12 protein-coding genes and 2 riboswitches are annotated in these 15,874 nt (G+C 54.0%); of the genes, 2 read left to right on the top strand and 10 right to left on the bottom strand.

From position 1 onward, the window contains the following. Positions 1 to 61 precede the first annotated feature (61 nt). The 10 genes from GH657_RS01495 to GH657_RS01450 all read right to left on the bottom strand — a co-directional run bounded on the left by GH657_RS01495 (position 62) and on the right by GH657_RS01450 (position 12,896). The gene (locus tag GH657_RS01495; protein ID WP_153099066.1) at positions 62 to 5,032 is read right to left on the bottom strand and encodes a calcium-binding protein; all 4,971 of its coding nucleotides are present in this window, start codon (positions 5,030 to 5,032) and stop codon (positions 62 to 64) included. 266 nt (positions 5,033 to 5,298) lie between these two features. Next, entirely contained in the window at positions 5,299 to 5,856 is a 558-nt protein-coding gene (locus tag GH657_RS01490) for a hypothetical protein (protein ID WP_153099065.1), read from the bottom strand. A gap of 384 nt (positions 5,857 to 6,240) precedes the next feature. Continuing rightward, a complete protein-coding gene (locus GH657_RS01485; RefSeq protein ID WP_153099064.1) occupies positions 6,241 to 6,588 on the bottom strand; it encodes a hypothetical protein in 348 nt (115 codons plus the stop codon). A 681-nt stretch (positions 6,589 to 7,269) separates the two neighbouring features. Next, entirely contained in the window at positions 7,270 to 7,824 is a 555-nt protein-coding gene (locus tag GH657_RS01480; protein WP_153099063.1) for a hypothetical protein, read from the bottom strand. A 135-nt stretch (positions 7,825 to 7,959) separates the two neighbouring features. Then, on the bottom strand, positions 7,960 to 8,241 hold the full coding sequence (locus GH657_RS01475) for a hypothetical protein (protein WP_153099062.1): 282 nt from the start codon (positions 8,239 to 8,241) through the stop codon (positions 7,960 to 7,962). A gap of 182 nt (positions 8,242 to 8,423) precedes the next feature. Then, positions 8,424 to 8,693, bottom strand: coding sequence for a hypothetical protein (locus GH657_RS01470; protein ID WP_153099061.1), 270 nt, complete (start codon positions 8,691 to 8,693; stop codon positions 8,424 to 8,426). Beyond that, positions 8,681 to 9,238, bottom strand: coding sequence for a hypothetical protein (locus GH657_RS01465; RefSeq protein ID WP_153099060.1), 558 nt, complete (start codon positions 9,236 to 9,238; stop codon positions 8,681 to 8,683). Before GH657_RS01465 ends, GH657_RS01470 begins: the two co-directional genes overlap by 13 nt. Positions 9,239 to 9,460: 222 nt before the next feature. Further along, positions 9,461 to 10,018 carry a hypothetical protein gene (locus GH657_RS01460; protein ID WP_153099059.1) on the bottom strand — a complete coding sequence of 186 codons (558 nt, stop codon included), beginning with the start codon at positions 10,016 to 10,018 and terminating at the stop codon, positions 9,461 to 9,463. Between the two features lie 610 nt (positions 10,019 to 10,628). Then, positions 10,629 to 10,778: a hypothetical protein gene (locus GH657_RS01455; RefSeq protein WP_153099058.1), complete on the bottom strand. Its 150-nt coding sequence runs from the start codon at positions 10,776 to 10,778 to the stop codon at positions 10,629 to 10,631. A gap of 9 nt (positions 10,779 to 10,787) precedes the next feature. Then, a complete protein-coding gene (locus GH657_RS01450) occupies positions 10,788 to 12,896 on the bottom strand; it encodes a UvrD-helicase domain-containing protein (RefSeq protein WP_153101584.1) in 2,109 nt (702 codons plus the stop codon). 304 nt (positions 12,897 to 13,200) lie between these two features. Between GH657_RS01450 and GH657_RS01445 the strand changes: the two genes are divergently transcribed. Both GH657_RS01445 and gcvT read left to right on the top strand, forming a co-directional pair. Next, positions 13,201 to 14,265, top strand: coding sequence for an oxidoreductase (locus tag GH657_RS01445; RefSeq protein ID WP_153099057.1), 1,065 nt, complete (start codon positions 13,201 to 13,203; stop codon positions 14,263 to 14,265). Between the two features lie 99 nt (positions 14,266 to 14,364). Continuing rightward, positions 14,365 to 14,468, top strand: a riboswitch (glycine riboswitch). A 59-nt stretch (positions 14,469 to 14,527) separates the two neighbouring features. Then, positions 14,528 to 14,653, top strand: a riboswitch (glycine riboswitch). 99 nt (positions 14,654 to 14,752) lie between these two features. After that, positions 14,753 to 15,871, top strand: a complete 1,119-nt coding sequence (gcvT, locus tag GH657_RS01440; RefSeq protein ID WP_153099056.1) for a glycine cleavage system aminomethyltransferase GcvT — start codon at positions 14,753 to 14,755, stop codon at positions 15,869 to 15,871. Positions 15,872 to 15,874 lie beyond the last annotated feature (3 nt).

The raw sequence follows: 15,874 nt of genomic DNA, 5'->3' as shown, positions 1-15,874 counted from the left end.
CAGGCACGAAGTGTGTCGTGCTTGTCCGGTATGGCGAGGTTGCGAATTGCTGGGCGGTATTTCAACAATCCGTTGCAATCAGCGGCGGTGCGAAGGAAGCGGATTCGCGCCGCGGCTCCCATGTGGTGATGGCCGGAGATTTGCCATAGGCCGCCAGCAGGCCCTGGTACATCATCTCGGCCTGGCGGTCGATCTCTAACGTGGCTGCGGATAGGGATTGCAGGGGTTGCAACGCGGACTGTTGCAGCGGCGTGCGTGCTTCGGCCTGGAGCGGTTTCCAGTTCTGCGAGGGCAGCGCGCCAAACTCTTCTTCACCTGCGCGCTTGAGCCCTGCCGCGTAGGCCTTGTCCAGCCAGTAACCCACCGGGTCAGACAGATGCCGGTTCTCGCCGGGCATGCTCATCAGGCTCTGCGCGCGCGGAGCCCGGCTGGCGCGTTGCGCGATGGTCTCCTTGTCCCAGACGGTGCCGTCGGCGAATCTCAGCGCCTCGACGCCCTTGACGTATTCGCTGCCGGATTTTGCCAGCTGGTCGACGAGTTTTAGCTCGTTGTGCGCACCTTTGAGGGTGATGAGCACATTCTCGCTGTTGTATTCCTCGCGGCTCAGGATGACGTCTTCGGGACGAATGTCGTCATCGAATTTCACCACGTCGATGTAGCGCTTGCTGAAGTCGTAGCCTTCGATGATCCTGTTGTGGCCCGAGTGTTTGCCGAAGCGGTAGGTGTCGCTGCCGTCGCCGCCGTAGAGCGTGTCGTTGCCTGTGCCGCCATCCATGAGATCGTCACCGTTGAAGCCCTGAATGAGGTCGTCGCCTGGCGTGCCTTTGAGCGTCATGAGCGCGACGTCCTCCTTGCTCCATGTCGTGCCGTTGGCGAACTTGAACTGCTCGATGGCGGCGAAGAATTTCTGTTCGTGTTGCCGGAACTGGTCGCGGATACGCAGCACGCTGTCCGAACCCCTGATCGTGATGAGCAGGTCGTCGCTACGGCCATCGCGTCTGACGGTTATGTCTTCGGGTTTGATATCTGCGTCGAAACGCACGACGTCTGTGTATTTGTCCTGGAAGTCACTGCTCTCCGCGATGGTGTCGTTGCCGGAGCGTCTGCCGAAGAGATAGGTGTCATTGCCATCGCCGCCGTAAAGCGTGTCGTTGCCTGCGCCGCCATCCATGAGGTCGTCGCCGTTGAAGCCCTGGATGAGGTCGTCACCTGGCGTGCCTTTGAGCGTCATGAGCGCGACGTCCTCCTTGCTCCATGTCGTGCCGTTGGCAAATTTGAACTGCTCGATGGCGGCGAAGAATTTCTGTTCGTGTTGCCGGAGCTGGTCCCGGATACGCAGCACGCTGTCCGAGCCCCTGATGGTGATGAGCAGATCATCACTACGACCATCGCGTCTGACGGCTATGTCTTCAGGTTTGATATCCGCATCGAAACGCACAACGTCTGTGTATTGGCCCTGGAAGTCGCTGCTCTCCGCGATGGTGTCATTGCCGGAGTGTTTGCCGAAGCGGTAGGTGTCGTTGCCATCACCACCGTAGAGTGTGTCGTTGCCTGCACCGCCATCCATGAGGTCGTCGCCGTTGAAGCCCTGAATGATGTCGTCGCCTGGCGTGCCTTTGAGCGTCATGAGCGCGACCTCTTCCTTGCTCCATGTCGTGCCGTTGGCGAACTTGAACTGCTCGATGGCGGCGAAGAACTTCTGTTCGTGTTGCCGGAGCTGGTCCCGGATACGCAGCACGCTGTCCGAACCCCTGATCGTGATGAGCAGGTCGTCGCTACGGCCATCGCGTTTGACGGTTACGTCTTCGGGTTTGATATCCGCATCGAAACGCACGACGTCTGTGTATTGGCCCTGGAAGTCGCTGCTCTCCGCGATGGTGTCGTTGCCGGAGTGTTTACCGAAGAGATAGATGTCGTTGCCGTCACCACCGTAGAGTGTGTCGTTGCCTGCACCGCCATCCATGAGGTCGTCGCCGTTGAAGCCCTGGATGATGTCGTCGCCTGGCGTGCCTTTGAGCGTCATGAGCGCGACATCTTCCTTGCTCCATGTCGTGCCGTTGGCGAACTTGAACTGCTCGATGGCGGCGAAGAACTTCTGTTCGTGTTGCCGGAGCTGGTCGCGGATACGGAGCACGTTTTCCGAGCCCCTGATCGTGATGAGCAGGTCGTCGCTGCGGCCATCGCGTTTGACGGTTATGTCTTCGGGTTTGATATCCGCATCGAAACGCACGACGTCTGTGTATTTGTCCTGGAAGTCACTGCTCTCCGCGATGGTGTCGTTGCCAGAGCGTCTGCCGAAGAGATAGGTGTCGTTGCCGTCGCCACCGTAGAGTGTGTCATTGCCTGCACCGCCATCCATGAGGTCGTCGCCGTTGAAGCCCTGGATGATGTCGTCGCCTGGCGTGCCTTTGAGGGTCATGAGCGCGACGTCCTCCTTGCTCCATGTCGTGCCGTTGGCGAACTTGAACTGCTCGATGGCGGCGAAGAATTTCTGTTCGTGTTGCCGGAGCTGGTCGCGGATACGCAGCACGTTTTCCGAACCCATGATCGTGATGAGCAGGTCGTCGCTACGGCCATCGCGTTTGACGGTTACGTCTTCGGGCTTGATATCCGCATCGAAACGCACGACGTCTGTGTATTTGTCCTGGAAGTCACTGCTCTCCGCGATGGTGTCGTTGCCGGAGTATTTGCCGAAGCAGTAGGTGTCGTTGCCGTCGCCACCGTAGAGCGTGTCGTTGCCTGCGCCGCCATCCATGAGGTCGTCGCCGTTGAAGCCCTGAATGATGTCGTCGCCTGGGGTGCCTTTGAGCGTCATGAGCGCGACGTCCTCCTTGCTCCATGTCGTGCCGTTGGCAAACTTGAACTGCTCGATGGCGGCGAAGAATTTCTGTTCGTGTTGCCGGAGCTGGTCCCGGATACGCAGCACGCTATCCGAGTCCCTGATGGTGATGAGCAGGTCATCACTACGGCCATCACGTCTGACGCTCACGTCTTCTGGTCTGACATCCGCATCGAAGCGCACCACGTCGGTGTAATCGCCGTAGACGTCGTACTCTTCGCTAACCGTATCGTTGCCCGAGTGCCGGCCGAACCAGTACGTGTCACTTCCATCGCCGCCGCGCAGCGTATCGTTGCCGCGGCCGCCTCTCAGGACATCATCGCCCGCGCCACCCAGGAGTTCGCTGGCTTCGTCCCGCGCCAGCAGAATGTCCGCACCGCGCCCCCCTTCCAGCCTGCCACTGCCGTAGAACACATCCATCGCCGTCAGCGCCTCACGCAGTGCCCCCGACTCATGCGTCATGACGTAGTCACGCAGCACCGAAGTCATGTCGAACCCCGCCGTGTGCCAGCCCGCGCCGTATTGCCGCGTGAGCTCCGTCATGAGCCGTGTCACCTCGACAGCACCGATCCGGCTTTCCGCGTTCTTTAGCAGCGTCACCATCGCGCTGAAATCCGCGCTGATCTTGCCGCTGGTGTCCAGCGTGTAGCGGATCGCGTCCAGACAGGGCTTCCATGTCGTTTGCGAGGCGGCGGCGTTGTAGACCGAATGCGTCAGCGTCTCCCAGGCCCGGGTGATATACCCGAAGCGGGTGCTGGTGAGTATCAGCACCTCGTTCTGGTTCGCCTCCAGCATCGTGCCGCTCAACTTCTCCAGCACCGCCAGCCGGCCCAGCCACTGCGCGCCGATGTCGCAGCCGGAGAGCGTGCGCCGGCCTTGTGTGACCCGTGCCTGTGTCGTCTCCATGCCCGAGGTGGCAACCCATGCATTGAGCAGGGGCTCGATGAGCGCGAGGAGCTGGGTGGGTGTGGTGGCGGCAGCGAGCTGCGCGAGAAGCGTGCGAAGCGCCGCGCCTTCCTTCGTGTCCATGCTGGCGGCCTGCCGCAGGTCGCGCACGTTGCCTACGCCCTGGATATTGGGCAGCGCCTGTACGTCCTCGCGTAGTGGAATGGGGGTGTCGAATTTCTGGTGCGCCTTGTCCTGGCCGAACCAGACTTCGAGCATTTCGTGTTCGGTTTTGATGCCATTCACAACGTGTACGAAGCTGCCTGTGCCGCGCACGATGTTGCCGTTTTCCAGCGTACGGACCGTGCTGTCCCGGCTTAAACGGATTTCGACGATGCCGAGTTGGGTGAGGGTGAGCAGTTCGCCGTCCTGGGTTGCGCCGTCGCGGTTGCCATCGCGCCAGATACGCAGGGAGGACCAGACCGAATCGTTGTGGTCGATGATGCCGTCTTTGTTGAAATCGAACTCGCGCAGCGCTTCAAAGCCGTTCGCGGCGAGCGTGCCATTGGCGAGTTGCGTGAAATTGCTGAAGAGTTCGGCGCCGGTGTCGATCAGGCCATTGTGGTTGCGGTCGAGGACGAGCAGGCCGTCGCCGGTGCTGATCCAGCCGGTGTGGGTGCGGCTGCCTTCGCCAGCGAAATCGAAGTGGGCTTCGGAGTGGTCCACGCCGGTGGTGTGGACGCCGTCGCCGTCCAGATCGAGGATTAGGGGGTCGATCATGCCGAGGCCGGGGGCGAGTGGTTTGAGGAAGTCGGTGATGTCCTGATAAAGCGGTGTGACTGCGAATGCTTTCCAGAGTGCCTGGCCCAGGTCGGTGCCGTATTTACCGCCCAAATAAGCGCCTGCCGCACCGCCCAAGCCAACTGCAAGTATTAAGAATGCACCGCCAAACGGAATACCAGCATAGATGGCAAGCGAGGCTCCAATTGTTACACCGATAGTCGCCCCAAGCTCCGCTCCCTGAATCGAACCAGCGATCCCTCCAATTACTCCGGCAACCTCGCTCCAGTCACGCGTACTCCGCCCCCTGTCCATAGCAAAGCTGAGCGTCATGATGTCCACCAGCTTGCTTGCCCGGCCTAACGTTGTACCCGCGGCAGCGGCCTGCGCCAGCGAAATCACTGACCGGCCGTACCTCGCATATCCGGCTTCACCACCACGGCTTAGTCTGGCCGCACTTTCCAGCATCGTGTTTGCTGTTGATTTAAGAAGCGCTTTTACCGCTGTCGACTGGACGCGAGTTGCCATTGCGTCAATCCGCTGCCCGTATTTCCCGGTTGTATCTGCCAGCTTTCGGCCTACCACCGCATAGTCAACATCAAGAACGGCCTCACCTTTGGCTAGCCGCTTCAGAACTTCGCCCGCACCACCGCTACCTGCGGTCCATATATCACCTATATTGTCATTCCGAATAAACTCGATCGCCGCTCTAATATCGTCATCGGAAATAAAAATCGGTGGGACAGGAAAAACAGGTGACTTATTAGATTCTCCCATCAAAATCTGCTCATCAGTCAACGCAGGCATAAAACCTTCCTTAAATAATACTCACTAGAGATAAAAAACCCACACGATGCCATGAACCAGAGAAAAAACATTCCTCCCGATGTAAATGCCAAGATTAGCCTTGAATGCAGCATTGCCGCAAAAATACCTGATTTTGGATCGCCCAAAGTATTTGCATCAAACGCCATTGCCAAAATCATAAAAAACATGATAAAACTAGCTTGCCGCATGTATCCGGTTATATTGCAACTCCTTTTTCTTATTTCACGGTTAACCGTACTAATAAGATAAAAAAATAGCCCTCCACTCCATGCAAGCCAAAAAGATAAGCCATAGCTCACTAGCAATGGAAATGGAAATGACGATCTCTCGGAAAAATCTTTGACTACAGGCAAAACAAGCCCAATTTCGGCAAGACTTTGGGCCAGACTGTTCTCGGGAATCTGATCGGGAAATAGTAAAGCCGGAGGAACAATTAAAAACACTCCAAACCAAACCATTCGCCGGAATGTTTGGGAATAGAACTCAACAGTCTTTTTATTTAACTCTTTTATAATGAAATTCATACTCTCAGTCTTTCATCCTGTCTCTATATTTTTGCTCAGTCCAAAAACAATACTGCCTAGTCAAATAGAAGTGTTTTTACATCCATCCATAAATTTTTCCGACATGATAAATACCTGCCAAGTTCGCAAATCAAGTCAAGCCATGTGCACAAAAACCTCAGATCTCAGCCCATATCTGGCATGAAAATTAAAACTCCATATTCACTCACGGGAAAACATTTAAACAAAGCCATCTCATAACTTTTGCCGATTCTATATCAGAAAATTATTTCAACCATGGAAACAATTAAAATTTGACAAATATTTACAAAATCCATTTATAAAATGGACTATATGAAATGCACTATCTATTGAATCAGTCATTTCATATCATGTTGCATTTGATTAACGGATTTCGACGATGCCGAGCTGCGTGAGGGTAAGCAGTTCGCCGTCCTGGGTTGCGCCGTCGCGGTTGCCATCGCGCCAGATACGCAGGGAGGACCAGACCGAATCGTTGTGGTCGATGATGCCGTCTTTGTTGAAATCGAACTCGCGCAGCGCTTCAAAGCCGTTCGCGGCGAGCGTGCCATTGGCGAGTTGCGTGAAATTGCTGAAGAGTTCGGCACCGGTGTCGATCAGGCCGTTGTGGTTGCGGTCGAGGACGAGCAAGCCGTCGCCGGTGCTGATCCAGCCGGTGTGGGTGCGGCTGCCTTCGCCGGCGAAATCGAAGTGGGCGTCGGAGTGGTCCACGCCGGTGGTGTGGACGCCGTCGCCGTCGAGATCGAGGATTAGGGAGGGCGATCATGTCGAGGCCGGGGGCGAGGTCTTTGAAAAATGCTTCAATGTCCGGCAGGGGATTTTGCCAAAGCAGAGCATTGCCGATTGTGGTGCCTGATAGTTGGCCTGCTTTACCACCAGCAAATCCGGCACCGGCGACCACAAGTCCGACAAGCACGGCAACACCATTTAATCCGAGTATTGGCAGAAGGACTCTCGCCATAGCAGAGGCAAACATGCTAGCGCGGCTTCCAGAGAACGCACCTCCCAAGACTGAGCCTATCGCCCCTGCAACTGGAACCCAGTTCCCAGTACGTTGCGCCTGGACAACCGCTCCCCCCAATGCGACTCCATCAACCAATGCTCCAACGCCCACAAAACCCTTTTCATACTGTGCGGCACGCGCTGCCGTAGCAATATTTTCCTCATATCTCGCGTAAGCTTGCGCGCACTCCTGCCTTAACAGTTCCATGTCGCCGGACACCGCCTTACTTGCTTCTTTAAAAAATATTCGCTCGTTCGCTGTTCCTCCCCCTCCCCCAAAATCATCAAATGATAAGCAAGATTCTTTGTTTGATCGGCCATGGTTCGGCCTAATATTTCATACTCTTTGGTTGATGCAGTTTTATTTTTTGCAAGCCATTAAAATTTTAGTCACTTTCTAATTTCTGAATTAAAAAAATAAAACTTGAGCATTAAAATCAGAAACATCCATGAAGCCAATTGAGCGCCAAAATAGCCTGGAGCACCTATAGAGATGCCGATTCTTCCAGATGAAAGAACTCCCAACAATCCTAACGTTGGAGGCGGAGAGGATATCGTCCATGCCCCAACAATAATCATGAGCAAGATAATTATCATCGATATTCTTTTTTTTGCCCCGCCATCGTGCAAAAAATCAACTAAAAAAGGCTCCGGATAATAACAAAAACACATCATTATTCCAGCAAATAAGCCTAGAACTGTGGCGCCCCCATAGCTAACAGCGACAACACAGGGGTAATGCCCATGCACCCCCAAGGCTCGTGCAATTGGAATATATCTGGCAATATTGCAAATACGGGACGCCACTCCACCATCCGTGTAATTTACAGCGGGGAAAAATAACCCTAACATAAATAATAAAAATGCCACCGAATATATTGAAATCCGCATAAACTTCACACTGAAAAATGGTCTTATTACGTAATTCAACTCGTATTTTTGCATAATTTAAATCCGCAATGTTTTTACGACTCCGGAGGTATTCGCAATTATAAAACTCCGCACATTAACCAAAACAATCCACAAAAAAATCTTGGCCCGCATTTAGCAAAAATTCAAGTTTTACATTTCAAAATCAAGCTAACAAAGCAGCAAGCCAAATGACTCAATTGGCACGTCTGCTCCAGGCGCATGCCGAACTGGAGGATTAATCCATATTTCGTCCCCTTTGTATTGCACTGGGAAGAATTTGTACTCAGCCGGAATTACGACTTGAATACCGTTGATACTACCTATTCCCGGCTGGGCAGTATGACTATCTATTTTATCTTTGCATCCGGCAAATATAAAAACTGTTGCCAAACCAATTGCCATTAAAAAATTCTTTATCTCAGAATAATTTTTATTGCCTATTTTTATCAAGGCTATATCTCCCTATAAATGTATTTTTTGCTGTAAATATATTTCATGGAAGAATTTACATGATTGCCATCTTTTTGCATGTCCGAAAATGTGGAAATGTATTTATGAATTTTCCGATAATCTTATTCAAGTTGCATAACAAAATTGAAAATATTTCGGCGAGTTGCCATTGCGTCAATCCGCTACCCGTATTTCCCGGTTGTATCTGCCAGCTTTCGGCCTACCGCCGCATAGTTAACATCAAGAGCGGCGGCCTCACCTTTGGCTAGCCGCGTCAGAACCTCGCCCGCACCACCACTACCTGCGGTCCATATATCACCTATGTTGTCATTCCGAATAAACTCGATCGCCGCTCTAATATCGTCATCGGAAATAAAAATCGGCGGAGCAGGAAAAACAGGCGACTTATTAGATTCCCCCATCAAAATATGCTCATCAGTCAACGCGGGCATAAAATCTTCCTTAAATAATACTCACTAGAGACAAAAAATCCATATGACGTCATAAATCCGAGAAAAAACATTCCTCCCGATGTAAATGCCAAGATTAGCCTTGAGCGCAGCATCATCGCAAAAATACCTGTCTTTGGATTGCCCAAAGTACTTGCATCAAATGCCATCTCCAAAAGTATAAAAAACATAATAAAGCTAGATCTTCGCATATGGCCGGTTATATTGAGATTCCTTGTCCTTATTTCGTGATTAACCGTGCTGATTAAATACAGAAATAACCCTCCACCCCATGCAAGCCAAAAAGATAAGCCATAGCTCACCAGCAATGGAAATGGAAATGATGACCTCTCTGAAAAATCTTTAACTACTGGCAAAAACAGCCCAATTTTTGCCAGATTCTGGGCCAGACTATTCTCGGGAATCTGATCTGGTAATAGCAAAGCTGGAGGAACAATTAAAAATACTGCAAGACAGGCCATTCGCCGGAATGTTTGGGCATAGAACTCAACAGTCTTTTTATTTAACTCTTTTATAATGAAATTCATACTCTCAGTCTTTCATCCTGTTTCTATATTTTTATCCAGTCCAAATACAACGCCGCCCGGCCAAATAGAAGTATTTTTACACCTATTTATAAATTTCTCCGACATTATAAATGCCTGCCAAGCACGTAAATCAAGTCAAACCATGCGCAAAAAAATCCCAGATCTCAGCCTACATCTAATAGGCTGATTTATTAGATTCTCCCATCAAAATCTGCTCATCAGTCAACGCGGGCATAAAACTTTCCTTAAATAATACTCACTAGAAACAAAAAATCCATATGACGTCATAAACCCGAGAAAAAACATTCCTCCAGATGTGAATGCCAAGATTAGCCTTGAGCGCAGCATCATCGCAAAAATACCTGATTTTGGATCATTTATGAGGCCATCCCAAAATGCCATTCCCAAAAGCATAAAAAACATAATAAAGCTAGATCTTCGCATATGGCCAGTTATATTGAGATTTCTTGTTCTTATTTCGTGATTAACCGTGCTGATTAAATACAGAAATAACCCTCCACCCCATGCAAGCCAAAAAGATAAGCCATAGCTCACCAGCAATGGAAATGGAAATGATGACCTCTCTGAAAAATCTTTAACTACTGGCAAAAAAAGCCCAATTTTTGCCAGATTCTGGGCCAGACTATTCTCGGGAATCTGATCTGGCAATAGCAAAGCTGGAGGAACAATTACAAATACTCCAAACCAGACCATTCGCCAGAAAGTTTGAGTGTAGAACTCAACAGTCTTTTTATTTAGCTCTTTTATAATGGAATTCATACTCTCAGTCTTTCATCCTGTCTCTATATTTTTGCCCAGTCCAAAAACAATACTGCCTAGTCAAATAGAAGTGTTTTTACATTCATCCATAAATTTTTCCGACATGATAAATACCTGCCAAGTTCGTAAATCAAGTCAAGCCATGTGCACAAAAATCTCAGATCTCAGCCCATATCTGGCAGGAAAATTAAAACTCCATATTCACTCACGGGAAAACATCTAAACAAAACCATCTCATAACTTTTGCCGAGTCTATATCAGCAAATTATTTCAATCATAGAAACAATTAAAATTTTACAAATCTTTACAAAATCAATTTATAAAATGGACCATATGAAATGCACTATCTATTGAATCAGTCATTTCATATCATGCTGTATTTGATTAACGGATTTCGACGATGCCGAGTTACGTGAGGGTAAGCAGTTCACCATCCTGAGTTGCGCCATCGCACCAGATACACAGGGAAAACCAGACCGAATCGTTGTGATCGATGACACCGTCTTTATTGGGGTAATCGAACTCGCGCAGCGCTTCAAAGCCGTTTGCGGCGAGAGCGTGCCATTGGCGAGTTGCGTGAAATTGCTGAAGAGTGCAGCGCTGGTGTCGATTAAGCCATTGCTGTTGCAACCGAGGGCGAAAAAACCACCGTGATTTTCCAAAGCAGGGCATTGACGGTTGCTATACCCATTAATACACCGGCCGTGCCACCGAAGAAAACTACAGCACCGCCTAAAAAAATGGCGCGTGCATCAGCCACTATTTCAACTCAAGGTTTCTGCAACAAAGCCTTCAAACTGGCCAGCCGGTCTTTCGGCGACATCGGCGCTTCTTCAGCCGTTGGAGGCGGGGCCTCGTCCAGCCCCATCTCTGGAATAAACCGCGACGGCTCGCACACCACCGTCTCACGCGCCCGCTTGCGTTTCTTGCACCAGTTCACGTGCAAACTGCGTTGCGCCCGTGTAATAGCGACATACATCAGCCGCCGTTCTTCTTCGATGCGGGCGTCATCAACGGGCTCGTCATCCGCACCGCCGCGATGCGGCATGATCCCTTCTTCGATACCGACCAGAAACACATGCGGATACTCCAGTCCTTTCGAAGCATGAACCGTCGAAAGGCGTACCGCGTCGGGATCTTCGTCCTTGCCTTCCAGCATCGACATCAATGCCACGGTCTGAATCAGGCCGAGCAGGTTCTTGCCGGTATCGGCGAGGCCATCGGCATTGTCGTATCCGGTAGCTTCGGTGCTGTCGCTATCGCTGTTTTCATCGGATGGCCCGGCTTCGGGTTTGGTCCCCTTGCGTTTGAGCCACTCCAGAAACTCCAGCACGTTTTGCCATTTCGATTGCGCCTGACGTTCATCGAATGCGTCGTACAGATACGCTTCGTAGTGAATCGCGTCCATCAGGTCATTCAGCACCGTGGTGGCGGGGTCTTTGTCGGCGCGATCGGTCAGGCGCTGCATGAAGTCGCAAAACACGCGAAGGGGTTCCACCTGGCGCGCAGAGAGCCGCGCTTCGATGCCGCCCATGTACACCGCTTCAAATAGCGAGACCTTGGCCTGCCCCGCAAATGAACCGAGTGCTTCCAGCGTGGTATTGCCGATCCCGCGCCGGGGCGTGGTGATGGCACGGATGAAGGCAGGGTCGTCGTCTGCGTTGGCGATCAGCCGCAAGTACGCGCAGATGTCTTTGATCTCCGCGCGGTCGAAAAACGATTGCCCGCCGGACAGCACATAGGGAATACGTTCGCGCCGCAGAACCTGTTCGAAGATGCGTGCCTGAAAATTGCCGCGATACAGGATCGCGTAATCACGAAACTGCGCGCGGCGCTCGAACTTGTGCGCGGACAGACGGAAAACAACGGATTCGGCTTCATGTTCTTCGTCGTTGCAGGGCGTGACGGTGATGCTGTCGCCCATGCCGTGTTCGGACCAGAGTTTCTTTTCGAATAACTTGGGGTTGTGCGCAATCACGTTATTCGCGGCACTCAGGATGCGCACGGTTGAGCGGTAGTTCTGTTCGAGTTTGACGACGTGCAGTTTGGGAAAATCCTTGCCGAGTTGCGCGAGGTTTTCGAGTGTTGCGCCGCGCCAGCCGTAGATGGCCTGGTCATCGTCGCCGACGGCGGTGAAGGCGGCACGGGGGCCTGCCAGCAGTTTCAGCAGTTCGTACTGGCAGGTATTGGTGTCCTGGTACTCATCGATTAGCAGGTAGCGCAGCCGGTTTTGCCAGCGTTCGCGCACGGTTTCGTTTTGCGCAAAGAGCTCGGCGGGAAGCCGGATCAGGTCATCAAAATCGACGGCTTGGTAGGCATGCAGCGTTGCTACGTAGTTGCGGTAGACAATCGCGGCCTGGTGTTCGTCCTCGTTGGCGGCGAGTCGCATGGCCTCGTCGGGCAGTACGAGCCCGTTTTTCCATAGCGAAATAATCGATTGAATCTTGCGGATCAGGCCTTTATCAGTGGTGCCGATTTGCTCCTGAATCATGCCGAAGCAGTCATCGGAATCCATGATCGAAAACTGGGGCTTGAGGCCGAGATGCTCTGCTTCCTGACGCAAGATCTGCACGCCAAGCGAGTGGAAGGTGCAAACCGTCAGCTGGTTTACAGGCACTTTGCGGCCTTCCTTGCCCGGCGTGGTGAGCGTTTTACCTTCGAGCAGTTTGCCGATGCGTTCGCGCATTTCCGCGGCGGCCTTGTTGGTGAAGGTCACGGCGGCGATATGGCGCGGCTCGAAACCGCGTGCCTCAATCAGGTGCGCAATCTTCTGTGTAATCACGCGGGTCTTGCCGCTGCCTGCGCCTGCTAGCACCAGGCAGGGACCATCGAGATAACGCACCGCTTCGTTTTGAGCGGCATTCAGGCCTGCGGACATCGTCTTGAGCGGAAAGGAGTGGAGATTGAGTGGGGATGCATGGCCCGCTTGCGGGGCCAGATACGAGGCACAAATGCGGCTTCCCATAGCTTGGGCAGCGGGCGATGTTAACACGGATGCGGTTACGTTTTGGCCTGTGCCGCAAGTTCGGAAGCGAGCTTCATGACACGCGCCATGACACAATGGCGCGCTTGTGCGGCGAGGCTGACAGGGCATGGGTGGCTCGCTACAGCGACATAAAACCACGCGCTCAAACTAATAGCGCATTCGAACTAGCGCACTCAAACAGAAAGGGAGGCGAAACATGCCGACACGGCTCAAGGTGGGGTTGCTGGGTTACGGTTTCGCGGGTGCGACTTTTCACGCACCGGTGCTGGAGCATAGTGGCCGCACCACGCTCGCGGCCATTGCCACGGGGCAGCCTGAGCGGGCTCTTGCGCGTTATCCGCACGCGCAAACCGTGCCGGATCTGGATGCCCTGCTGGCACTAGACGGAATCGAATGCGTGGTGATCGCCACGCCGAACGACACGCACTTCGCACTGGCGCAGCGTGTTCTTGCGGCGGGCAAGCATGTCGTGGTCGACAAGCCGGTCACGCTCACCGCGGCTGAGGCGCTCACGCTCGCCACCCTGGCTCAGCGGCGTGGCCTGCTGTTCGCGCCGTTCCATAACCGGCGCTGGGATGGCGACTTCATCGCGCTGCAAGCGTTACTGGCCACTGGTGCACTAGGGCGCCTCACGCATTTCGAAGCGCATTTCGATCGTTTCCGCCCGGTTATCCGTGCGCGCTGGCGTGAGGAAGCGGCGCGGGGCGGTGGCCTGCTCTTCGATCTGGGGCCGCATTTAATCGACCAGGCGCTGGTGCTATTTGGCGTGCCGCAAACGGTTTGTGCCTCGGTCAAGACACAGCGCGATCACGCCCAGGCACCGGATTATCTGCATCTGCAACTGGGTTATCCAGGCTTCGAAGTGCTGCTGCACGCCAGCGCGCTCACAGCGCTCATGGCGCCGCGTTTTACGTTGCACGGCACGCGGGGCAGCTATGTCAAATATGGTCTCGATACCCAGGAAGAGCAGTTGAAGGCGGGGCTGCATCCGGGCTCGGCAAGTTTTGGCGCAGGCAATCTGGCGGGACGATTGCGCGTACTCGAGGGCGATGAGGAAGTTGAACGCGAGTGGCCAAGCCAGCCGGGCGCTTATGCCGAGTTTTATCGTGCGCTGGCGGCAACGCTGCAAGATGGCGTGCCATTTCCGGTTAGCGCGCGCGATGCGGTCGATGTGATGACGCTCATCGAGCTGGCGCAACGTAGCGAAAACGAGGGGCGACGCCTGCCATTCGAGCGGCTTGAATGGACTGAAATGGACTGAATAAAAGCCTGCGGCAAGCTGTCTGCAAGACCACAGCCAGATCGTGCCTCATCGCGTGAAAGCACCATTTGACAAGCCTTTTGGGCTCGCGTACATTCGCCGCACGCGTCGGGAGAGCGTGCTGGCTGCAAGCATTTTTGCGTGCCACACCGCCGAAGGGGCACACCCAAAAACTCTCAGGCAAAAGGACCGGCCGCGTCGAGAAATCCCACTGATCGCCAGTTCTTCTGGCACGCGCTCATCCGCTCGCATCAGGTCCGGTTTTTCGCACTCTGGAGAGCGGCAGTAGCCACACGGTTGTTCCGGCAGGCTGCCCACCGAAGGGGCGCGCGTTTTACCGCATCGCGGTCGGCGCAATCTCTCAGGTATCGAGGACAGAGGGGCTCATGCAACGCCTCGCTTGCCCGGCCCCAAGTGCCGCGCAACGGCGCGAGCATGGCGCCTTGCTTGCCCCTTTCCCTGTTGCTGCGTGACGCCCGAGGCCCCGATGACCGAACTCAAACACACTCCCCTGCATGCCACGCATCGCGCGCTTAACGCGCGCATGGTCGATTTCGGCGGCTGGGACATGCCTGTCAATTACGGCTCGCAGATCGACGAACATCGCGCAGTGCGCACCGATGCAGGCATGTTCGATGTCTCGCACATGTGTGTGGTCGATTTCACTGGCACACGGGTGCGCGCTTTCTTCGAATATGCACTGGCCAATAACGTCGCCAAACTGCAAACGCCTGGGCGAGCGCTTTATTCGTGCATGCTCAACACGAATGGCGGCGTCATCGACGATCTGATCGTCTATTACTTCGACGAAAACCACTTCCGCGCGGTCGTCAATGCGGGCACGGCCGAAAAAGATCTGGCCTGGTTCAATCATCTGAATACCACCCACGGCTTCAATCTGACCATCACCGCGCGGCACGACCTGGCCATCATCGCGGTGCAAGGGCCTCATGCCCGCGACAAGGTCTGGCAAGCCATCCCCGACACGCGCGCGGCATCCGAAGTCCTCAAACCTTTTAACGCGGTACGCGTTCCCACGGCGTCGTTCGACGAACTGACACTCGCGCGCACGGGCTACACCGGCGAAGACGGCTTCGAGATCATCGTTGCCGCAACCAGGGCAGCTGCGCTGTGGCAGGCGCTGCAAGCACAGGGCGTCCGTCCGGCGGGTCTCGGCGCGCGCGACACGCTTCGCCTCGAAGCCGGGATGAATCTCTACGGCCAGGACATGGATGACAACGTGTCGCCGCTCGATGCCGGTCTCGCATGGACCGTCGATCTCACCTCGCCGCGCGACTTTATCGGCCGCCCCCGGCTGGAAGCCGATGGTGCCCGCGCGGCTTTTGTCGGCCTGATTCTGCAAAAAGAAAACGGCAAGGCGGCGGGGATACTGCGAGCGCATCAAAAAGTGCTGACGCCGCACGGCGAAGGCGAAATTACCAGCGGCACGTTCTCGCCCACGATGCAGGAATCTATCGCCTTTGCCCGCGTGCCTTTGCAGGTTCAGCCTGGCGACATGATCCAGGTGCAAATCCGCGATAAGGCCTTGCCTGCGCGCGTGGTTAAACTGCCGTTCGTGCGCCATGGCAAAGTACTCGCCGCCTGATTC

The organism is Paraburkholderia hayleyella, from assembly GCF_009455685.1.
Lineage (GTDB): Bacteria > Pseudomonadota > Gammaproteobacteria > Burkholderiales > Burkholderiaceae > Paraburkholderia > Paraburkholderia hayleyella.
The sequence above is the reverse complement of the archived record's forward strand: the minus strand, read 5'-3'. Positions and strand labels throughout refer to the sequence as shown.